This window comes from Fictibacillus solisalsi (assembly GCF_900103485.1).
Lineage (GTDB): Bacteria > Bacillota > Bacilli > Bacillales > Fictibacillaceae > Fictibacillus_C > Fictibacillus_C solisalsi.
Window position 1 is genome coordinate 2067057 of the sequence record NZ_FNHW01000001.1, and the last position, 20055, is coordinate 2087111.

General features: G+C 45.5%; 23 protein-coding genes and 1 other annotated feature. Of the genes, 2 read left to right on the forward strand and 21 right to left on the reverse strand.

Going from position 1 to position 20055, the window contains the following annotated elements:
- From BLT53_RS25035 to nadB, 4 genes are all read right to left on the reverse strand, one after another.
- Positions 1 to 1034 (reverse strand): LysM peptidoglycan-binding domain-containing protein (locus BLT53_RS25035; protein WP_170834310.1); only part of this gene is annotated, 1034 nt, incomplete at its 3' end.
- A gap of 143 nt (positions 1035 to 1177) precedes the next feature.
- Complete coding sequence (nadA, locus tag BLT53_RS10660; RefSeq protein ID WP_090234705.1) at positions 1178 to 2281, reverse strand: quinolinate synthase NadA; 1104 nt, start codon at positions 2279 to 2281, stop codon at positions 1178 to 1180.
- Entirely contained in the window at positions 2238 to 3122 is an 885-nt protein-coding gene (nadC, locus tag BLT53_RS10665) for a carboxylating nicotinate-nucleotide diphosphorylase (protein ID WP_090234707.1), read from the reverse strand. The genes nadA and nadC overlap by 44 nt, the downstream gene beginning before the upstream one ends.
- Complete coding sequence (nadB, locus tag BLT53_RS10670; RefSeq protein ID WP_090234708.1) at positions 3076 to 4650, reverse strand: L-aspartate oxidase; 1575 nt, start codon at positions 4648 to 4650, stop codon at positions 3076 to 3078. Before nadB ends, nadC begins: the two co-directional genes overlap by 47 nt.
- Positions 4651 to 4749: 99 nt before the next feature.
- Between nadB and BLT53_RS10675 the strand changes: the two genes are divergently transcribed.
- Both BLT53_RS10675 and BLT53_RS10680 read left to right on the forward strand, forming a co-directional pair.
- Positions 4750 to 5889 (forward strand): IscS subfamily cysteine desulfurase, encoded by a 1140-nt coding sequence (locus BLT53_RS10675; protein WP_090234710.1) that lies wholly within the window; start codon positions 4750 to 4752, stop codon positions 5887 to 5889.
- 23 nt (positions 5890 to 5912) lie between these two features.
- A complete protein-coding gene (locus tag BLT53_RS10680) occupies positions 5913 to 6431 on the forward strand; it encodes a transcription repressor NadR (RefSeq protein ID WP_090236828.1) in 519 nt (172 codons plus the stop codon).
- Positions 6432 to 6470: 39 nt separating this feature from the next.
- Here BLT53_RS10680 and BLT53_RS10685 read toward each other — a convergent pair whose 3' ends face one another.
- The 17 genes from BLT53_RS10685 to BLT53_RS10765 form a co-directional block, all read right to left on the reverse strand.
- Complete coding sequence (locus BLT53_RS10685; RefSeq protein WP_061972620.1) at positions 6471 to 6914, reverse strand: ACT domain-containing protein; 444 nt, start codon at positions 6912 to 6914, stop codon at positions 6471 to 6473.
- 103 nt (positions 6915 to 7017) lie between these two features.
- Positions 7018 to 8301, reverse strand: a complete 1284-nt coding sequence (obgE, locus tag BLT53_RS10690) for a GTPase ObgE (protein WP_090234712.1) — start codon at positions 8299 to 8301, stop codon at positions 7018 to 7020.
- A 19-nt stretch (positions 8302 to 8320) separates the two neighbouring features.
- Positions 8321 to 8872 carry a Spo0B C-terminal domain-containing protein gene (locus BLT53_RS10695; RefSeq protein WP_090234713.1) on the reverse strand — a complete coding sequence of 184 codons (552 nt, stop codon included), beginning with the start codon at positions 8870 to 8872 and terminating at the stop codon, positions 8321 to 8323.
- A 121-nt stretch (positions 8873 to 8993) separates the two neighbouring features.
- Entirely contained in the window at positions 8994 to 9284 is a 291-nt protein-coding gene (gene rpmA / locus BLT53_RS10700) for a 50S ribosomal protein L27 (protein WP_090234715.1), read from the reverse strand.
- A gap of 41 nt (positions 9285 to 9325) precedes the next feature.
- Positions 9326 to 9664 carry a ribosomal-processing cysteine protease Prp gene (locus tag BLT53_RS10705; protein WP_090234718.1) on the reverse strand — a complete coding sequence of 113 codons (339 nt, stop codon included), beginning with the start codon at positions 9662 to 9664 and terminating at the stop codon, positions 9326 to 9328.
- Between the two features lie 5 nt (positions 9665 to 9669).
- Positions 9670 to 9978, reverse strand: a complete 309-nt coding sequence (gene rplU, locus BLT53_RS10710; protein WP_090234719.1) for a 50S ribosomal protein L21 — start codon at positions 9976 to 9978, stop codon at positions 9670 to 9672.
- 13 nt (positions 9979 to 9991) lie between these two features.
- Positions 9992 to 10067: a sequence feature (ribosomal protein L21 leader region), on the reverse strand.
- A gap of 52 nt (positions 10068 to 10119) precedes the next feature.
- Complete coding sequence (locus tag BLT53_RS10715; protein ID WP_170834311.1) at positions 10120 to 11610, reverse strand: Rne/Rng family ribonuclease; 1491 nt, start codon at positions 11608 to 11610, stop codon at positions 10120 to 10122.
- A 39-nt stretch (positions 11611 to 11649) separates the two neighbouring features.
- On the reverse strand, positions 11650 to 12507 hold the full coding sequence (locus BLT53_RS10720; RefSeq protein WP_090234724.1) for a M50 family metallopeptidase: 858 nt from the start codon (positions 12505 to 12507) through the stop codon (positions 11650 to 11652).
- Positions 12500 to 13246: a M23 family metallopeptidase gene (locus tag BLT53_RS10725; RefSeq protein ID WP_090234727.1), complete on the reverse strand. Its 747-nt coding sequence runs from the start codon at positions 13244 to 13246 to the stop codon at positions 12500 to 12502. Before BLT53_RS10725 ends, BLT53_RS10720 begins: the two co-directional genes overlap by 8 nt.
- A 139-nt stretch (positions 13247 to 13385) precedes the next feature.
- Complete coding sequence (gene minD, locus BLT53_RS10730) at positions 13386 to 14180, reverse strand: septum site-determining protein MinD (RefSeq protein ID WP_090234729.1); 795 nt, start codon at positions 14178 to 14180, stop codon at positions 13386 to 13388.
- Between the two features lie 19 nt (positions 14181 to 14199).
- Entirely contained in the window at positions 14200 to 14874 is a 675-nt protein-coding gene (gene minC, locus BLT53_RS10735) for a septum site-determining protein MinC (RefSeq protein WP_090234732.1), read from the reverse strand.
- Between the two features lie 85 nt (positions 14875 to 14959).
- Complete coding sequence (gene mreD / locus BLT53_RS10740; protein ID WP_090234733.1) at positions 14960 to 15463, reverse strand: rod shape-determining protein MreD; 504 nt, start codon at positions 15461 to 15463, stop codon at positions 14960 to 14962.
- On the reverse strand, positions 15463 to 16338 hold the full coding sequence (gene mreC, locus BLT53_RS10745) for a rod shape-determining protein MreC (RefSeq protein WP_090234736.1): 876 nt from the start codon (positions 16336 to 16338) through the stop codon (positions 15463 to 15465). Before mreC ends, mreD begins: the two co-directional genes overlap by 1 nt.
- 15 nt (positions 16339 to 16353) lie before the next feature.
- Positions 16354 to 17394: a rod shape-determining protein gene (locus BLT53_RS10750; protein WP_090234737.1), complete on the reverse strand. Its 1041-nt coding sequence runs from the start codon at positions 17392 to 17394 to the stop codon at positions 16354 to 16356.
- Between the two features lie 71 nt (positions 17395 to 17465).
- Positions 17466 to 18137 carry a RadC family protein gene (radC, locus tag BLT53_RS10755; RefSeq protein ID WP_090236829.1) on the reverse strand — a complete coding sequence of 224 codons (672 nt, stop codon included), beginning with the start codon at positions 18135 to 18137 and terminating at the stop codon, positions 17466 to 17468.
- Positions 18138 to 18169: 32 nt separating this feature from the next.
- A complete protein-coding gene (locus BLT53_RS10760) occupies positions 18170 to 18757 on the reverse strand; it encodes a Maf family protein (RefSeq protein WP_090234739.1) in 588 nt (195 codons plus the stop codon).
- 229 nt (positions 18758 to 18986) lie between these two features.
- Positions 18987 to 20006, reverse strand: coding sequence for an SPOR domain-containing protein (locus BLT53_RS10765; protein WP_170834312.1), 1020 nt, complete (start codon positions 20004 to 20006; stop codon positions 18987 to 18989).
- Positions 20007 to 20055: the final 49 nt, after the last annotated feature.

Consider the following 20055-nt stretch of genomic DNA (forward strand, 5'->3'; position numbering starts at 1 on the left):
TGCTGTGAACCCATTTGTCCGTGCTGTGGCATGCTGCTGTAACCCATTTGGCTACTTCCCATGGAAAGTGTTCCTCCCCCTTGATAGGACGGATACACCTGCTGCGCCTGCGCCTGCCCCGGCATTGCACTAAAAGGAGGCATGCCCGCTCCTGCACCCCCGTATACAGGCGCCGTATATCCTTGCGGCTGTTCAAACATAGGAGGGACTCCGGAATACATGTGGTTCATTGCAGAAGAAGATTCTTCTGCCAGAAAAGGATGCATTTGTTTTCCCATTCCAAAGCCGTCCTTACCATGGGTAAGACCTGCTGGCGGAGACACATAGACAGGCGGTGCAAAATCCATCTTTGGTGGCTGATGGTGAATCGGCTGATGGTGGGCCCATTTCATATGCGAAGAAGAGGAAGACTCCATGTATGCGGTAAAATCCTTATGACTCATTGGCGCCAGCGGTTTCGGCGATTTCATGGAAGATTCTTTGTACAATTTCTTTGGCAGCAATGGATTAAAAGGCATATCCTTTTTTGCGAGTGCCTGTTTCAACTGCATAATCGGCTCTGTCTTCATAGGCATTTTAAGCTCTGCCTTTGGTGCCATTTTCGGTTCAGCTTTCAGAGCCATTTTTGGTTCAGTCTTGGGGACGAATTTTGGTTCAGCCTTGGGAACGAATTTGGGTTCTGCTTTCGGGATAATTGGAGCGGCTTTTGGAGGAGCGGGAATGGGTGCTGGTTTAGGCGGCGGCGGTGGCGGAGCAGGAACCGGGATTTCCTGGACCGGTGCGACCGGCATTTCCTTTTTGGGCATCTCTTTCATTGGCTGCTCTTTTTTGGACGGCAGCTTGAGCGGCATTTTCATTTTTTCTCCCCGGCCTGCCGGTATTTCGGGAGAAGGTATTTTAACTTTTGATCCCCTTTCAAGTACTCCGCCATATGATGTGCCGGCGTTTATCCGTCGTAGCTCTTCTAATGGAATGTTATACTTATCGGCGATTTTTTCGAGAGTATCACCTTTTTGAACGATATGAATTCTCACGTAAACAAAACTCCCTCCTGCCAAAATTTCTTTACAGTATATGAAAATCTGGGCATTGTGCTACTACCTATTTCAGTAGTCGGTCCTTTACCAATTTATGCCCTGAAAATCAGCTGTATGACTTTGACAGGAGGGGGTTGGCGTTAAGCTCTTACCAGCATTCGCTGGAGTGCTTTTACGGCATATTCAGTTGTTTCATTATCCACAGTGATGATGTTCCCGGGCTCTTCCTGTACAATCCGCTCAAGCGAATAGGTCAGATGGGGGAGATCAATGCGGTTCATGGTCAGACACGGGCACATGTTTGGATTCAATGAAATGATTGTTTTGTCAGGATGATCGTTTTTCAGACGGTTTACAAGATTCATTTCTGTTCCAATGGCCCATGAACTACCCGGAGGTGCTTTTTGAATAGCCTGAATAATGTAGTGAGTAGAGCCGGCCATGTCCGACAGCTGAACCACTTCATGGGTGCATTCCGGGTGAACGATGATGTTCATCTCTGGATTGGTCTGCCTTAGTAATTGAATATTTTCGACCGTAAACTTTTCGTGTACCGAGCAGTGGCCTTTCCACAAAATCACCTTTACATCATCCAATTCTCCCTCGTATTCCAACTGCTGCATCTGCGGATCCCAAACCGCCATCCGGCTTAACGGGATACCCAGTGTATAGGCTGTGTTTCTTCCCAAATGCTGGTCAGGCAAAAAGAGGATGCGCTCCTTTTGCGTAAACGCCCATTCCAGCATTTTCTCCGCATTGGATGAGGTGACTGTAGCGCCTCCATTCTTTCCGCAAAACGCCTTGATGGCGGCAGTGGAATTCACATAGGTAAGCGGTAAAATAGTATTTCCGAATACATGCTGCAGGCGGTCCCACGCGGTTTTCGTCTGATGAATATCAGCCATGTCCGCCATGGAACAGCCGGCTCTCATGTCGGGCAAGATCACCCTTTGATGGGATTCTGTCAGCATATCAGCTGTTTCTGCCATAAAATGAACCCCGCAAAATACAATGTATTCCGCTTCACGGTTCAGAGCGGACTGCTGGGCGAGCTGAAGCGAATCTCCGGTTGTATCGGCGAACTGTATGACCTCATCTTTTTGATAATGGTGTCCAGGAATGAACAGTTTATTGCCCAGTTGTTTTTTTACTGCACGTACCCTTCCAGCCATTTCCTCATCAGTCATTGAAAAATATTGATCAGGAATGCTGGATTTCTGCTTGAAGGCTTTCAGTAAGCTCATCCTTAACCCCTCCTGTAATGTTTAAACTAATATCAAGAGATGTTGCAGAATGTGTCAGCATCCCGAGAGAAATAAAATCGACTCCTGTTTTTCCAAAGGAGTTGAGGTCCTCCAGTGAAATTCCTCCTGAAGCTTCTGTAATGATATGTCCCGGAATAAAGGCCTTCCAGCGCTTAATTTCATCTGGTGTACGGTTATCGAACATAATGACATCCGCTTTTGCGCTTACCGCTTCTTTGATCTGTTCAAGTGTCTCTGTCTCCACTTCAATCTTCACCATATGGCCGAGGTGTTTCTTAACTTTTTTTACTGCTTCAGTAATTCCTCCTGCACGTTCGATATGATTATCTTTGATCATTACACCATCATACAGCCCAAACCTGTGGTTGTATCCGCCCCCGCACTGTACAGCGTATTTCTCAAACATCCTTAAACCTGGCGTGGTTTTGCGTGTATCACAAATTTTAGTGGTCGAACTGTTCAAAGCGGTTACTGCATGGTGGGTTAACGTGGATATTCCTGACATCCGCTGCACGAGGTTCAGAATAACACGCTCTCCACTGTATACTGCTGCGGCCGGCCCCTTTACTTCCGCCAAAACTTGACCTGCTGATATCACATCTCCGTCCTTGACTTTTGGGAGTACAGTACAGTTTTCACTTAACAAGCGATAACCTTCAATTACAACATCCATTCCTGAAAACACACCTGGCTTTTTTGAAACCAGCCTGGCTTCGGTCATTTCTGCTTCAGGGAACAAAAGCCCACTCGTTACATCCCCTTCTCCAAGATCCTCAAGCAAAAATTCCTGCAGCTGTTTTTTTAGCTTCAGCTTGTTCATGATAATCCTTCCTTCTGTATATTTGTTTTTTGAGCCATTCCCGGTCATTACTGACGGGGAAGTCTGTACGGTAATGTCCTCCCCGGCTTTCTTTCCGCATAAAAGCCGATGTGACGATCAGCTTTGCGGTTTGCAGCATGTTCAGCACTTCCATCTCATGGATGGTACATCCAAAGTCCGGGGTACATTTTTCATATTCCTCGAACCAGGCTATTGCCTCGCTTAAACCGTCAGGAGTCCTTACAATACCGGCGTACTTGGTCATCTTTTCTTTTATTTCTTCTTTATCGGGCAGCCATCCTGCAGATTTTGTTTGCATGGAATCCAAGCTGTTGGGAGCTGAGACAGGAGCTGCGCAAGGTTCTTCAAGAATGTTTAGTGCCGTCCGCTTGGAAAACACAACGCCTTCAAGCAAGGAATTGCTTGCCAGCCTGTTGGCACCATGAACGCCTGTGCGGGATGCTTCTCCAACAGCATACAGGCCAGGGACTGTCGTTCGTCCCCATTCATCGGTTACGGCTCCGCCCATTGTGAAATGGGCACCTGGCGCTACAGGAATCCATCCGTCCTTCAAGGAGATTCTGGCAAGATTACATTGCTTGGTGATGGTTGGAAACCTGTTTGTGAAATTTTTCACGTTCGAAACATCAAGAAAAACCTTCCTTCCCTGGTTTATCGATTGATGGATCGTTCGGGCCACAATGTCACGTGGTGCAAGATCCTCAAGTTCATGAATGCCTTTCATCACCCGGTCTCCCTGATCCGTGAGCAGGACTCCTCCTTCTCCTCTGACAGCTTCGGATACGAGTCCGAACGATTTACCCTGAGTATAGAGCATGGTTGGGTGAAACTGCAGAAATTCCAAATCGGATAACAGGGCTCCTGCACGATAAGCAAGGGCTATGCTGTCGCCCGTTATGCTTTCGTCATTGGAATGAACGCTGTACAGGCCGGCTGCGCCTCCGGAAGCAAGAATGACCGCACCTGCTCTATACACCGCTACTTCTCCGTTTTCAAGCTTGGTCCAGGCTCCTCTGCAACGGCCATCTTCAACAATCAAATCTCCAACCATTTCATGCTCTTTGATTGTCACATGACCAGCAACCCGATTAAACAGCGCATTAATCATTTTTGAACCGGTTCTGTCGCCACCCGCATGGAGGATTCTTGATTTTCTGTGCCCTCCTTCTCTGCCCAGGGATACTTTTCCGTCCGGATTCTTGTCAAACGGAACGTTCCATTTCTCAAGCAGGGAAATAAGTTCAGGCCCTTCCTTTACCAGTATTTCAGTCAGCGCTTCCTCGTTGTGAAAGCGTCCTGCTTTTATCGTATCGAGAAAGTGTTCCGCCCAATGGTCGTCTTGTTGTGTGGCTGCTGCTATGCCGCCTTGGGCACGATAGGAATTACTATTTTGAAAAGAAGACTTTGTGATAATTGTCACATTCTGGTGCGAACGCAAACATTCCGCTGCCATTAAACCTGCAATCCCGATTCCAATGATCAGAACGTCTGTAAATTGTACATTCATGTTATAAGCCCCCGTTTATTTTCTTTACAGGTGTCTTGACACTTATATTTACATACAATTAAACTGATATCAAGAGTTTTTTTAGAGGCGGGATAATATATGATTTATTTGGACTATGCAGCAACAACACCCATGTCACCTGAAGCGATACATGCTTATGCGGAAACAGCTGGTACGTATTATGCAAATACTTCAAGTCTTCATGACCCGGGCACGGACGCTTCCGATTTGGTCGATCTTGCCCGTGTTGAGCTCGCACGGATGCTCTCCTGCCAAAAGGACGGCATCTATTTTACGGGCGGGGGCTCTGATGGAAACTTTTTGGCTCTGACCAGTCTGGCCCGGGGCAACCAGGAAAAAGGAAACCATATCCTGACCTCCCCCTTGGAGCACAGCTCCGTCACCAATACCCTATCTTTCCTTGAGGATGAAGGTTTTGAGGTGACCGTAGTACCCGTTGATTCACGTGGCCAGATCACCGAAGAAGCCCTTCGCCAATCCATAAAACACAATACAATATTAGCGACCATCGCCCATGGAAACAGCGAGATTGGTATCACTCAAAATTTAAAAAAGTTAGGAAACCTATTGAATGAACATGGAGTCATGTTTCATAGCGATTGTGTACAAACCTTTGGTAAACTGCCGGTCCAAGCAGAGGAAATGAGCCTTGATGCGCTTACGGTTTCATCTCATAAGATACATGGCCCGAAAGGAATGGGAGTGGTGTATGTATCCCCAAAACTGTCTATCAAACCGCTGTTAACCGGCGTAACCCACGAACGGGGCTTTCGGCAAGGCACAGTCAATACGCCGGGAGTTGTCTCTTTTCTTGCGGCTGCAAGCAATCAATGGAACCATATGATAGAATGGAATACACATGTAGATGATTTGATATCACAATTTCTTTCGCTAACCAGCGGCTTAGACCATATGGTTGTGGAAAGGACGGCGAGCACACTGCCTCATTTTCTTCCGATCCGGTTGAAAGGAATGGAAGGGCAGTACGCCATGCTGGAATTGAATCGCAGAAAAATTGCTGTTTCCACCGGTTCAGCCTGTAAAGCCGGACAGCAGGGACCGTCCAAAGCACTTATGGCGATCGGCCGCACAGCCGATCAAGCACATGAACTCGTGAGAATTACATTAGGAAGGGAAACCACCCGCGAAGAGATAACGACTCTCGCCAAAGCCCTTCAAGAGCTTGCAGAACGATTCTATGTACAAACAGGGAGTTGAAGAACGTGACAGTGGCACCCAAAATGCCGGGGGATGAAAGAAGAAATTTAATCAGGCAGTGGCTCATGGAGAGCAGCCATCCGATCAAAGGCAGTGATCTGGCGGGAAAAACAAATGTCAGCCGTCAAGTGATCGTCGGAGACATATCCTTGCTAAAAGCCATGAACGAACCGATCATTGCTACCTCACAAGGCTATATGTATTTGAAGGCGGAGGAAAAACAGGCTCCTCATACTCATTTGATTGTCTCCAATCATTCACCGGAAGACACGATGGATGAGTTATTCACAATTGTGGATCATGGCGTAACCGTTAAAAACGTCATTGTAGAACACCCGATTTATGGAGATCTGACTGCCTCCTTACTCCTTAGCACAAGAAAAGAAGTTGAGGAGTTCTTGCAAAAACTGGAGACTACCAATGCGGCATTGCTCAGCACACTGACAGAAGGCATTCATCTTCATACATTAGAAGCCCGGTCGAAGGATCAGATCGAAAACGCATGCCGGGAACTGCAACAAAAAGGATATCTTTTATCTTAACCAAAAAAAGAGAGCTGTTTGTTAAACAACTCTCCTTTTTTATGCACCTGTTCCAATCACTTCCACACTTTCTACTGCTTCCATCCGATTTAGCGTGGCAAGCAGCTCGTTGATCTCACCGCGCAGCCCATTTGTTTCAATCGTTAAGGTCACATTGGCTCTTCCTTGAAGAGGAATGGTCTGATTGATAGTCAGAACGTTACAGCCGACCGATGCAACAATAGTCAACAGGCTTGAAAGCGCGCCTGACCGGTCTTCGAGATTTAATGAAAGAGTTATAATCTTTTCCTTAATCATCGTATGAAACGGAAATATCCCGTCCCTGTACTTATAAAATGCACTTCGGCTTAAACCTACTTTTTCTGCTGCCTCTGCCACCGTTTTTACTTTTCCACGGTCCAAAAGAGACTTGGCTTCAAGAGTTTTTTGCATGGACTCTGAGAGAACGTCTTCCCTTACCATGTAATATTGCCTTTCCTTCATATGTACGATAACCTCCAAAACAGGTCTTTCACTCAGTATATCCAAAGGTACTGCCAAATGTCTATGTCATAAAGACAAAAAAACAGACTGCCGGGACAGCAGTCTATTCAATAAATTCAAATTCATATTTAAGGATCCGGATTGTATCCCCATGCTGAGCACCTTTTTCACGCAATGCCTCGTCCACACCCATTGAACGCATTTGACGGGCAAATCGTTTAACCGTCTCATCACGTGTAAAGTCTGTCATCTTGAACAAACGTTCAATCTTCGGCCCATTAATAATAAATGTACCTGCGGAATCCCGGGTAATATAAAAGCCGGCTTCTTCTTTTTCGTGCTTGTAAAGGATACGGCTTTCTTCTTTTTCTTCGTGAATCATTGGGAATTCCGGTGTTGTTTCCAGAAGATCGGCTGTTGTATATAGCACATCACGCAATCCCTGGCGTGTAACCGCAGAAATTGGATAAACCGGAAGGTCTTCCTGAAGTTTTTCTTTAAATGCTTTAAGGTTTTCTTCTGCTCCGGGTATATCCATTTTATTGGCCACAACAATCTGCGGACGTTCGGTAAGCCGTAAATTGTATTGTTTCAGTTCATCATTAATTTTGACAAAGTCCTCATACGGATCTCTGCCTTCCATGCCCGACATATCAATGACATGCAAAATAACCCTTGTTCTCTCGATATGACGCAGGAACTGATGTCCGAGCCCCACACCTTCATGAGCACCTTCAATTAATCCCGGAAGGTCAGCCATCACAAAACTTCGGCCATCATCCACGGCTACCACGCCAAGGTTTGGCGTAATCGTAGTAAAGTGATACTCGGCAATCTTTGGCTTGGCTGCAGAAACAACCGACAATAAAGTTGATTTACCAACACTGGGAAATCCAACCAGGCCAACGTCGGCCAGGACCTTTAATTCCAAGATAACTTCTCTTTCCTCACCCGGTTCCCCGTTTTCAGCAAGTTCGGGTGCCGGGTTTGCGGGCGTCGCAAAACGGGTATTTCCTCTTCCGCCACGTCCACCCTTTGCAATAACCGCACGCTGTCCATGCTGGACGAGATCAGCAAGAACCTGCCCTGTCTCTGCATCCGTTACAACGGTTCCCGGTGGAACTTTAACAATCATGTCTTCTGAGTTCTTTCCATGCATGCCTTTAGACATGCCGTGCTCGCCTCGTGTTGCTTTAAAATGCTTATTGAATCGAAAGTCCATGAGGGTGCGCAGCCCTTCTTCGACTTCAAAAATCACATTTGCGCCTTTTCCGCCGTCCCCTCCGGCTGGGCCGCCATTGGGTACGTATTTTTCACGGCGAAATGCAACCATCCCGTTTCCGCCGTCTCCAGCCTTTACATAGACCTTGACCTGATCCACGAACATGTTTGCTCGCCTCCTTTTACTAGTTCTTTGCGTTTTCTAACTGTAATACAAGAAATACTTCATCTGAATGAATATAGCTTTCGATAACGTCGAATAATTTATGTGTTTCCTGAAAATGTTGGAAACCTTCTTGAATCACTTCTTCGTTATGTATGCTCCCTGTCAGCTTGTACATAAATGAGGAAAAGTCTTCTTGGATGGAAATCGTAAAGACCAGCCGGTTCTCAGCAAGCGGACTGACCGCTTGGCTTATCGTTTCAAAGAGGAAACGGCAGGCCTCAAGAAGCTCACTCTCTGCATAGGACAGATTCCTCGCCTCACCTGTTACCCTGGTTTCCAGAATAATGGGGTGTTTAAGCCAGTTGAACGTGATCAGGTATTCGGCTAATTCAGGAACCTTTAAATTCATCAGGCTTGATTCATGTCTAGAAGAAAGAATGATCTCTTCAATAATTTCACTTGCCCGTTCAGTCCTGCCGAGCGACAAGTTCGCTTTAATAAGCTGGAGCTGATTGAGCCAGTCATGCCGGGCATGCCTTAATACGTCTAAAGTTGACCAATCTCTACTCATACATTGCACTCCTGTTAACGTGTCTTTCCCTGCTTCACTGGCAGTTTAACCTAAATTTTTCCGTTGCACAACCTTGTAAACAAAAGAAAAAGCTCTAACCAACCCGGTTAGAGCTATCTTCTTACGCTTCGTTTGCGACTGGGTATACACTTACTTGTTTGCGGTCACGTCCAAGACGCTCAAAACGAACAACTCCGTCCACTTTCGCAAAAAGAGTGTCATCCCCACCGCGGCCTACGTTTGTACCAGGATAGATTTTCGTACCGCGTTGACGGTAAAGAATAGATCCTCCTGTTACCATTTGGCCATCCGCTCTCTTAGCACCAAGGCGCTTTGAGATGGAATCACGACCGTTCTTTGTGCTACCTACTCCCTTTTTGGAAGCAAAGTATTGAAGGTTTAATTTTAGCATTCGTCCCACCTCCTCATTCGGTGTTTTACAGTAAGCCTGCATTATGCCGGCTTTTCCTGCAAAGAAATAAATCGACCATAGTCGTTTTCGATTGTTTGTAAAGAAACAACCATACCTTCCAGAAGAAGCTGCACTTTTTCATGGATATGGTGCTCAAGATGATCCGGTGTGCGGAAAATTAAATAGCCCCCATCCTCACGTGTTTCCACATCAGGTGTAACAGAGCATAGAACTTCCACTGCATTAATTGCCCCAAATGAGACCGCAGATGCGCCTGCACAAACAAGATCCTGTCCGTACGGCCCTGAATCGGCATGTCCACTCATGGAAAACGATGTAATACTTTTCCGTTCATCCCGGTAAATGGTTACCTTAATCATGGGAATTAACCGTTGATTTTGTCGATAACTACTTTAGTGTAAGGCTGACGGTGACCTTGTTTACGACGGTAGTTCTTTTTCGCTTTGAACTTGTAAACGATCACTTTTTGTCCGCGGCCATGTTTTTCAACTTTTCCTGTTACAGTTACTCCATCAAGCAATGGAGCTCCTACTTTCAGGCTGTCTCCACCAACCATAAGAACATCCTCAAATGTTACAGTATCGCCAGCTTCCACATCAAGCTTTTCAACATAGATCGCTTGACCTTCTTCAACTCTTACTTGTTTACCACCAGTTTGAATAATTGCGTACATCACGTGCACCTCCTTATAAACTCAGACTCGCCATCACAGGTGCTTTATGTAAAGCTTGAAAACCTGTTCCTGAGCGGTTGGAGCGGGTGCTCCAATAAACTAACAGAAGAATCATACCATGTGCCATACCCCTGTGTCAATTTATCTTTTCATTCTTTGCTGTATATCTTCTACCGAACCGATATGGCGAATTGTAAACGTCGGCACGGCTTGTTTTTCACGGAACTCTGTTAAGAAAATCGCAAAGGAAAGCTTACTTTCAAGCTGTTGCAGATTTTCATTATTAAGCCCCTTTAAATGATATAAAACTTCAGCCGTCGCTTCAATCCATATGGCTTCCGCATCCATATATCTGTATTCTCTTAACGCAATCTCGGCCTGATTGGCGACCGTTTGGGCTGAAAGCACTCTCCCGGATTCCCGACAGACACCGCAGGGTTCCGTTAACGCATGGTGAAGGGATTGTCTTTCTTTTTTTCGGGTCATCTCAAATACACCCATCCTGGTAAAGCCGTGAATCACCGTGGTTACCCTGTCAGCCTGCAGTGCCCTTTTCAGCGCTTCTTCCACCTGTTTTTGGTCTTCCTGTTCGTCCATTGTTATAAAGTCAATCACAATCATACCTGAAATATTGCGCAGTCTTAATTGCTTGGCAATTTCTTCTGACGCTTGAAGGTTGGTTTGCAGGACGGTATCCCTTCTGCTCTCCTTTCCGGTGAACTTATCGGTGTTAACGTCAATCACTGCCATCGCTTCGGTGTGATCGATCCGTAACGAACCTCCATTTTTCAGCCAGATATGCGGCCGTACGGCCTTTTCCCAAGCGGTTTCTGCACCGTAGTAAGAAAAGATGTTTTCTTTGCCGCTGTACAAAATGATTTTCCTTTGCAGAGACGGAAATGGCTTGGCCAGCATAAGCAGTCTCCTGAACTCTGCACCCTCGTCGATCACAATCTCCAGCCTTTTATCATACCCGTAATCACGGATCAGTTTATTCAGGTAATCGGCTTCATCATGCAGGAGAGCCGGTGCTTCTTTTTGTTCAGCCAAATTTTCAACGTGCCGATGACGTTCAATAAGGCCCCTGAACTCGGCTTCAATTTCTTCTTCCGGCTGGCCTGCGCATGATGTACGGAAAATGAGGCCGTCTTCTCCCCTGACCAGGGACTGGCCATACAGCCGCCACTTTTCCTTTTCATTGCGGCTCATTTTTTTCGAAACGCCAATGTGTGAGGCGTTCGGCAAGAAAACCAGGCGCGATCCTGGAATGGAAAGCATTCCGGTCAGCCTAGCTCCCTTGGAATCCGTTTCTTCTTTCACGATTTGTACGATCAGTTCCTCCCCTTCCTGGACAAAAGAGCTGATAGACATCCCTTTCTTTTCCTCAATAGACAGCCTGGACTGCTGATAAGATAAAAGATCATCACGATGAATGAATCCGTTTTTAGTTGAGCCGATATCCACAAAGGCTGCCTGCATGCCAGGCAGAACGCGCTTAACTCTGCCTTTGTAAATACTGCCGGGAACAGGCAGGCCAGAAGCTGCTTCCATGTGCAATTCTGCAACTTCCCCATTTTCTATGACCGCTATCCGCTTTATCTGGGTGACGGCATTTATGATAATTTTCTTCATATACATTTACCCTCACTAACATCACTGATGCTTTTCATTTTAACGAAAAAGATGCCCGATTGCACACCTTACCTGATTGGAGGAAAAAAAGGTGTTCAACACAAGCTTTTCTTCGACCACTCTATTCTTTTCCTTTGTTTGAATAACGATAAAATGGCTGACTCCTTTTCGAAACAGACTGATGACATCATATAGTTCAGCATCGGGCGAAACATGAATGGGCGTGGTCAACGCGTTCCCCCTCTTTCCCCCTGATCGTGTCATCAAGAATCGAAGAAAAACATAGGGTCTCCGCTTCCATTCGATATAGTGGGAAACTCCCAGAAAAATGGCTACAACCCACAAATTGAGATGAAAAGGATCCCTTGGAAGAAATGAGAGGAATAAGATAAGAAGCATGGAAAAGGAGCATAGTAAAAATACAGTATGCGCTTTTTTAAAAGGAAAAATGCTGGTGGCTGCAATAAAAAGGAGCTTTCCGCCATCAAGCGGCCAAACCGGCAGCAAATTAAACACCAAAAGTGTAAGGTTCATCTTCATAAACCAGTCATAGCTTGCTGCGTCCCACCATCCGAGATGAAAAGCAAGATAAGCCGCAGCCATCATCCACAGGTGCTGGATAGGCCCAACAATGGTCACAATAATCTCCTCGGAGAACCTGCGGTTTCCATGCTCTTCCACTTCTGCCACACCGCCAAAAGGGAATAATTCAATTTTCTTTACACGCCATTGAAAAAGATGGGCCGCCGCATAATGACCCATCTCATGAATAAATACCGCGAAAAACAGCAATAGGATTTCCCTGAAATGACCAGTTATAATGGAAAGCCCAATGGTCAGCCAGAAGAGCGGATTGATCCGTATTTTGGCCAAAAACTGAAGAAATGCATTATTCAAAATGAATGCCCACCTTGCTCGGATCAACAAAGGTGTTTCCTTTTTTTATGGCAAAATAAAACTTTCCTGTTTTTCCGTCTTCACTGGGCGACACCTTTCCGAGCGGTTTTTCCCGTTCCATGTAGCTATAAAGCTTAACATTCGCATCAATACTGTCAAGATGCCCATACCAGGATTCTTCGCCATTGCTATGCTGAATGATAACCGTCTTCCCAAGTTTGTCTTTTTTACCGATAAATGTGACATATCCTTCTTTTACTGTGTCCACGCTTGTAGATTTTCCCGTTTCTACCATAATTCCTTTTCCATTGGCTTCAAAGGATTGATAGACTTTTCCGGAAGCAGGAACCGCATAATCGCCCGTTTTCCCGGTGCCAGCAAGCTCTTTTTGCGCAGCCTGTTTGTCCGGCAGCAAAGCGAGAGGTTTACCAAACTGATTTTCATACCACTTTTGGGCAGCAGCAAACTGGAATTCACTATGGTACATTTTCTTAATGATCTCCTGACCTTTCACTGCCTGCAGACCATCGTTTTTAAACAAAATACCCGCCCCCAAAAACAAGCACACTGATGCCATGAGCTGAAACAAAAAAAATGAACCATTAAACCGGGGACCGTTCTTTTTCTTCTGTACCGGAGTGGACGGCCCCGTGTAAAGGCTGGTCTTGAACGGTTCCTGTTCGTCCCGGGCAACCTTGTCTGCATATCTCCGCCGGATTTCATCTGCGCTATTTCTCATCCCTGATTCCCCCGTATCTTGTTTACCACATCATATGACTTGTCCGGGGGCCTTATGACTTTTGTGCACCAGGAAATCAACAGGCACTGAAAAAGCCTTCAGACGCGTCATCCATTCTTACGCGTCTGAAGGCTTTCGTTTATCTCATGCCAAGCAATGTTTTGATTTTGGAAAAAAAACCTTTTTCCTCTTCAATGGTGGAAAGGGGAACCGATTCCCCAAGGATTCGTCTTGCAATGTTCCGGTAAGCAATCGAAGCCTTGCTGTTCGGGCTCATCGCAATGGGCTCACCCTTATTTGCTGCTTTAATCACATTTTCGTCATCCACCACAACACCGATGAGCTCGATGGCAAGAATGGACACAATCTCATCCACATCCAGCATATCCCCGCTCTTGGCCAGATGATTCCGTACTCGATTAACGATGAGTTTCGGTGCTTCCATCTCCTCCTGCTCGAGAAGACCGATGATGCGGTCTGCGTCACGGACGGATGAGATCTCAGGATTGGTGACCACAATGGATTTGTCGGCGCCCGCTACCGCATTTTTGAATCCTTGTTCGATTCCTGCCGGACAGTCAATGATGACATAATCATAATCCTGTTTCAATTCCGAGATAATTTTTTTCATTTGTTCCGGTTGGACGGAGCTTTTATCTTTGGTCTGTGCAGCCGGAAGGAGGAATAAACATTCAAACCGCTTGTCTTTGATAAGCGCCTGATGAAGCTTGCAGCGTTCTTCCACAACGTCGACTAAATCATAAATGATCCGGTTCTCAAGTCCCATCAGAACATCAAGATTGCGAAGACCGATGTCTGTATCAACTAGACACACTTTTTTGCCAGAAAGAGCGAGGGATGTACCAATATTTGCAGAAGTCGTGGTTTTCCCGACTCCCCCTTTCCCAGAAGTAATGACTATTGCCTCTCCCATGATTCATTCCCCTTTCTTACTATAAACGATTCAGCTCTGGCCTGATTTTATGTACGATGCTGATCCGGTCAATCAAGATCTGATCTTCCTCATCGGAAATAAAGGCGCACTCCATTTCATGCCCATGTTCAGGGTAATGATCCGGCGCCCGGTTGATCATATCGGCAATTCGGAGCTGGGTGGGCTTCATGACAGAAGCGGCAATAACGGCTTCCCTGTTGCCAGAGGAACCGCTGTGGGCAATCCCCTTCAGGGAACCTAATACAAAAATGTTGCCTGTTGCCATGATTGTACCTCCGGGGTTTACATCGCCAATCAGCAAAAGATCCCCCTGCACACTAAGGACCTGACCCGAGCGAACCACCTTTGAAACACGCATGATTTGTGCTTCTTTTTTCATTTCTTCCGCTTCGGCAACCGTAATGACATTGGTTTCAAACCGCTTGATCTCGAGATTTTTCTTTTGCCCGATAATTTCGCGGATGAGTCCTGATTGCTGATCGGTCAGATATCTGTTACCTGTTTTGACAATGACTGAAATAAGCGGTCCATTCAGCAACTGCCCATGATCGTCGGATAATTTATCATTCAGCTCTTCGACAAGATGCTCAAAAGAGCACAAGTCATCCAGTAGCAGAACGAGACCGTCTTTTGTACCTTTTATGGTTACATTATGTTGGAGTTTTTGTGCCATTGCCATCGTTCACCTCAACATACTTTCATTCGACAACTTATTGTGGAATCCTTTTTTCATTCCATCAGTTTTCGGGTAGCGTTTTTTATCCTTCTATCTTTCTCAAAAGCTTAGCAAAGGGATAAAAAACGATAATCGTAAATACAGCATTTAAAATCAACGTCGGCAAAAGCCGGTCGTAGAAAAAGTCAGCCATTCTCACATCAGCTATCCCGGTCAGAGAGTTTAAGCCGTATACCAGAAATTCCAGACCGGCAACTCCCAAAATACTCAGTAAAATCGTAACAAAAAAGTTACTGAAAAGATAGCGGGACAGGACGGCTATGAAATAGGCAACCAACGCGGTTGAAAACATATATACCCCAATCAGGTCGGTATAAATCAAATCCGCCAACAGCCCGAAAATCATACCGTACACAATACCATACGATGGTTTCAAATAGCAGGACATCAAAATAATCAACACCATGGCAAAATGGGGGATCATTAAGAAATCCCAGCCATAATGTTCGGGTGCCAGCACCTGCATCACCGTGCTTTCCGCTACAAAGGCAATATAGGTTATAAAAGGAAGAAGAATTTTGCTCATTATCCTTCCTCCCTTGCTTTAAATTCGTTCTCATCCATTTGCTGCATGGTCCGTTCAAGGATTGTTACACGGCTGAGATTAAACAAATCCGCAGCAGGTTTAACATAGGCGGTTTTCGTCTGACCGGATTGATCCGCCTTAACATCCGCAACCGTGCCGATCAGCAAACCTCTTGGAAATGCTTCACCCAGCCCGGAAGAGATTACCTTCTGCCCTTTTTTAATGGTCGCGTTGACGGGTATCTCTTTAAACAACAAGGATTGTTTTTTAGAATCATAGCCCTCAATCGTACCAAAAATGCGCTTGTTTCCTTCTACGATTGCAGATATTTGGTTATTCTGATCATTGTCACTGATCAGCTGAACCGTAGAATGGAAGGCAGCTACTCTGGTCACTTTACCAATAAAGCCTTGTGGTGAAACGACAGCCATATCCGTTTTCACCCCATCTTTATAGCCTTGATTCACAAAAATAAATTTGTTCCAGCGGTCGGGGGACCTCCCAATTACGGTCGCTTCCTTCACTTGATATTCGGAAAGGTCCGCTTCCTTTTCCAACTGGCCTTTTAAGCTTCGATTCTTTTCCTTTAAATCTTGAACACTGACAGACAGCTCCGCATACTCGTCGAGCTTTGATTTCAGTTTTTTATTTTCGGAATACATATTTTTCATTTCAGATAAGTTCTCAAAGAAACCCGCTATTGAGTTAGCGGGTTTATAAAACAGCGACTGGCTTACACCAACCGTATCTTTTAAAAATTGTTCCGGCCAGCTTAATTCCTTGCGATCTTTCATAGAAAAACCGATCATTGCCACCAAAACTATGATACTCGCAAGAAGAATGATAAGCCGCTTGTTCGAGAAAAATTGTGGCACGATCCAAACACCTTCTTAAGCCTTTGTTTTCGAACGGGAAGTAATTCCTGCCTTTGAACGGAAAAGGTGCAGATTTTCAAGCGCACGTCCGGTTCCAACAGCAACACAATCCAAAGCATTTTCAGCAACGATTACAGGCATCTTGGTTTCTTCACTGATTACCTTGTCCAGGTTGCGGAGCAGAGCTCCTCCTCCAGTCAGCACAATTCCACGGTCCATAATATCGGCGGCCAGTTCAGGAGGGGTCTTTTCAAGTGTAACTTTAACAGCCTCCATGATGCTGTTTACCGTATCTCTCAGTGCACTGGAAACTTCCTCAGCAGTAATCGTGATGGTTTTTGGTAAACCGGTCAAAAGGTCACGGCCACGGATATCCATGTTTTCAATTCCATCAGCTGTGCCTGCAGAACCAATTTCAAGCTTAAGTGTTTCAGCTGTGCGTTCACCAATCATAAGATTGTAGGTTTTCTTAATGTACTGAATGATCGCATCATCCATTTCGTCTCCGGCAATGCGGATGGATTGGCTTGTGACAATTCCGCCAAGGGAAATGATCGCCACTTCAGTTGTACCTCCGCCAATATCCACTACCATGCTTCCTGTCGGCTCCCATACCGGAAGATCAGCACCAATTGCCGCCGCAAAAGGCTCTTCAATGGTATAGGCTTCGCGGGCTCCTGCTTGTTTGGTCGCATCTTCTACTGCGCGTTTTTCAACGGCTGTAATCCCGGACGGAACACATACCATGACATTCGGTTTTCTTGCAAAAACAGAACGGTTTTTCTGTGCCTGCTGGATAAAGTACTTCATCATGGTTGCGGTTGTTTCAAAATCTGCAATAACTCCATCCTTCATTGGACGAACAGCCACGATATTTCCTGGTGTACGTCCGATCATGTTCTTTGCAGCGTTACCTACTGCTTCAATTGATCCTGTATCTGTTCTCAAAGCTACTACGGAAGGTTCACGCACAACAACACCCTTACCCTTCACGTAAACAAGAGTGTTTGCAGTCCCTAAATCAATCCCTAAATCTCTTGAAAATCCACCAAACATTTATGTAACTCCTTTCATCAAGCAAAACTCATAAATATGATTATACGCTAACAAAAGCGCAAATGACAATGTTAAACATAACCTTTTTCTTTTAAACTTACGTATTTTAAATCGCCAATAATAATATGGTCCAAAAGCTCTATACCAAGCATTTTGCCGCATTCTACTAATCTTTTGGTTACTTCGATGTCTTCCCTGCTTGGAGCAGGATCACCACTTGGATGATTGTGAAAACAAATAATGGAAGCCGCCGATCGTTTGAATCCTTCTTTAAATACTTCCCTTGGATGGACAATCGATGAATTCAGGCTTCCGATGAATATCGTTTTTTTATAAATCACTTGGTTTTTCGTATTTAAATACAGACAGACAAAATGCTCCTGCTGCAAAAAGCGGAGTTCATCCATCAAATATTGTGCACCATCGTCCGGCGAACGGATCGCAAACCGTTCATCAAACGGCAGTCTGCTGATACGCCTTCCAAGTTCGATGGCTGCGAGAAGCTCGACGGCTTTCGCATCTCCAATGCCATAAATTTCTTTCAGTTCACTTATTGTTGCATCTTTTAGCAAGCGCAGTCCTTCAAAATGTTGAATGATGCGGTTTGCCAGCTGAAGAACGGACTCCCTTCTGGATCCGGTTCTCAGTATAATCGCCAGTAGTTCATGGTTTGCCAGGGTTCCCGGCCCGCTGGTCAGCATTCGCTCACGCGGGCGTTCTTCAACAGGATAATCACGAATCATAAGCGGTATTTCTGCCACTTACGTATTCCTCCTTATTTTTCATCTTCCTGACTGACTGCGCTGATCCCAAAGCTTTCAAGCTCTTTTACCACTCTGGATACGGGCAATCCCACCACGCTGTAAAAATCTCCGGCGATCGACTGGACGAGCCTTGCGCCCAGCCCCTGAATCCCATAGCTGCCGGCTTTATCAAACGGTTCACCGCTGTTCACATAATTTTCAATCTCTGCATCCGACAGTTCCCAAAACGTCACGTCAGTAGAGACAAAAAATAGTTGTTCCCTTTCTTTTGCAAGAATGGAAACCCCTGTATAGACAGTGTGTGTGCGGCCCGACAGCGAATGAAGAACATCAATGGCTTCTTTTCTTCCCGCTGGTTTTCCCAAAACGGTACCATTGTTCACGACAATCGTATCTGCACCGAGCACAACATGATCCGGGTACAGCCTGAATACATCTTCCGCTTTTTGCCTGGCAAGCGAACAAACAAGCTCTTCAGGTGACAATGAGGGATCCATGACCTCTTGAATAGTACTTGGAATAACTTCGTACGAGAGAAGGTTCATTGAAAGAAGTTCTTTTCTTCGAGGTGAAGAAGAGGCTAATATGAGGCGTTTCATTTAATCACCCTTTTACATGAACGGGTAACGTACCGTCTGTTGACAGGAGATTGAATTAAGCATATCAAAATCTCCACAGTTAGACAATAACCAATCCGTTTCATATTCGTTCCTTTAGTTTTTCGCCAATACTTGCCTGTTTATGTCTACATTTTACAATATCTTTTAAAAAATGTCGGTTTTATCCCCTCAAAAAAGCCCGAGACATCGTCCCAGGCTTTTCATTCTCTTATTTTAAGGTATCGAGGAACCTCGTATAGGAAATGAAACTGTCGAGTACCGCTTGTTGGAGCTGCCAGTCAACTTCCTTTGAACGTGTACCGGTCAGCTTACCCAGAGCTGCAGAGATTTGCTGTTCATAAGCCTTTGCCGCTTTTCTCTGCTTCGATGGCCATTTTTCATCCTGCTTGTCACCATACTCCTTCCATCCTTCATAATCCTGCTTAATGGATGCTTTTGCTTTTTTACTCAGTTCAGGCACCTGGGAAAGTGTGATCACATTTTGCAGCAAAATCTTGCCGTTAACGATAAATGGCTCATCCATTTTTTGCGTGATTTTCAAGTTGGAATACGTGGCATCAAGTTGTTTCTGCCACACATCTACACCCTGCAATTGATACGTATCTGCAAGAGATTTTGCCTGTTCCTTCTTATTGCCGAGCCCAATCAGAACAGAATAATTTGCTCCTTGTTTATAAATGGCCGCTGCATACCCCTGTTCTTTAAGCCTTGAACTGACCTCCTCCGCCTTTTTTTCAGTGGAGAACAGTCCGTTCTGTACCGCATGAAAGTTCAAAGGAACGCTGGCGATGGTCGCCGGTGCGCTCGCTGTGGAATTGAGTTTGGCCTGCCGGGAGGAGACGATCTGAGCTTCGGTAGACGCCGACTCGCCCGTAAAAAGCATAAGAATAATTGCTCCAAACGTGCAGCCGGTGATAATGGCCGCTATAGCGGCTGTCATCCAGGGTTTCGAAAATGGGGTTGTGTTTCTTTTTCTTCTGAGCAGAAGCATTCGTCGTTTATTTCCAAGCTTCTTTAGGGCAGAAGGACGGGGCACAGGGTTTAATACCTTTTTAAAATCCAGTACTTTTCCGGACTCTTCACCTTCAATGATTTCCCAGGCTGCCTTATCCTCTGTATAAACAGCCGCGGCAATTTCCTTTGTGCTCGCTTCCTGTTCGTTCTTCCCTTCTTTGCAGGAAGTGGCTTTGCCGTTGATCAGTACTGTAACCGGCTTTTGCTCCTTCATGTCTATCCGCTCCTTTGTTCTATCATCTAGTAAACAGGATATGCCCTGT

Bases quoted from the DNA above. Each gene is read 5' to 3' on its own strand.
- radC (WP_090236829.1), bottom strand. From the start codon at position 18,137: ATGATTCGTGATTATCCTGTTGAAGAACGCCCGCGTGAGCGAATGCTG.
- BLT53_RS10750 (WP_090234737.1), bottom strand. From the start codon at position 17,394: ATGTTTGGTGGATTTTCAAGAGATTTAGGGATTGATTTAGGGACTGCA.
- nadB (WP_090234708.1), bottom strand. From the start codon at position 4,650: ATGAATGTACAATTTACAGACGTTCTGATCATTGGAATCGGGATTGCA.
- BLT53_RS10715 (WP_170834311.1), bottom strand. From the start codon at position 11,610: ATGAAGAAAATTATCATAAATGCCGTCACCCAGATAAAGCGGATAGCG.
- minD (WP_090234729.1), bottom strand. From the start codon at position 14,180: ATGGGAGAGGCAATAGTCATTACTTCTGGGAAAGGGGGAGTCGGGAAA.
- obgE (WP_090234712.1), bottom strand. From the start codon at position 8,301: ATGTTCGTGGATCAGGTCAAGGTCTATGTAAAGGCTGGAGACGGCGGA.
- rplU (WP_090234719.1), bottom strand. From the start codon at position 9,978: ATGTACGCAATTATTCAAACTGGTGGTAAACAAGTAAGAGTTGAAGAA.
- BLT53_RS10705 (WP_090234718.1), bottom strand. From the start codon at position 9,664: ATGATTAAGGTAACCATTTACCGGGATGAACGGAAAAGTATTACATCG.
- BLT53_RS10765 (WP_170834312.1), bottom strand. From the start codon at position 20,006: ATGAAGGAGCAAAAGCCGGTTACAGTACTGATCAACGGCAAAGCCACT.
- rpmA (WP_090234715.1), bottom strand. From the start codon at position 9,284: ATGCTAAAATTAAACCTTCAATACTTTGCTTCCAAAAAGGGAGTAGGT.
- BLT53_RS10685 (WP_061972620.1), bottom strand. From the start codon at position 6,914: ATGAAGGAAAGGCAATATTACATGGTAAGGGAAGACGTTCTCTCAGAG.
- nadA (WP_090234705.1), bottom strand. From the start codon at position 2,281: ATGAGCTTACTGAAAGCCTTCAAGCAGAAATCCAGCATTCCTGATCAA.
- BLT53_RS10680 (WP_090236828.1), top strand. From the start codon at position 5,913: ATGCCGGGGGATGAAAGAAGAAATTTAATCAGGCAGTGGCTCATGGAG.
- minC (WP_090234732.1), bottom strand. From the start codon at position 14,874: ATGGCACAAAAACTCCAACATAATGTAACCATAAAAGGTACAAAAGAC.
- BLT53_RS10760 (WP_090234739.1), bottom strand. From the start codon at position 18,757: ATGAAACGCCTCATATTAGCCTCTTCTTCACCTCGAAGAAAAGAACTT.
- BLT53_RS10725 (WP_090234727.1), bottom strand. From the start codon at position 13,246: ATGAGAAATAGCGCAGATGAAATCCGGCGGAGATATGCAGACAAGGTT.
- mreD (WP_090234733.1), bottom strand. From the start codon at position 15,463: ATGAGCAAAATTCTTCTTCCTTTTATAACCTATATTGCCTTTGTAGCG.
- nadC (WP_090234707.1), bottom strand. From the start codon at position 3,122: ATGAACAAGCTGAAGCTAAAAAAACAGCTGCAGGAATTTTTGCTTGAG.
- BLT53_RS10675 (WP_090234710.1), top strand. From the start codon at position 4,750: ATGATTTATTTGGACTATGCAGCAACAACACCCATGTCACCTGAAGCG.
- BLT53_RS10695 (WP_090234713.1), bottom strand. From the start codon at position 8,872: ATGAGTAGAGATTGGTCAACTTTAGACGTATTAAGGCATGCCCGGCAT.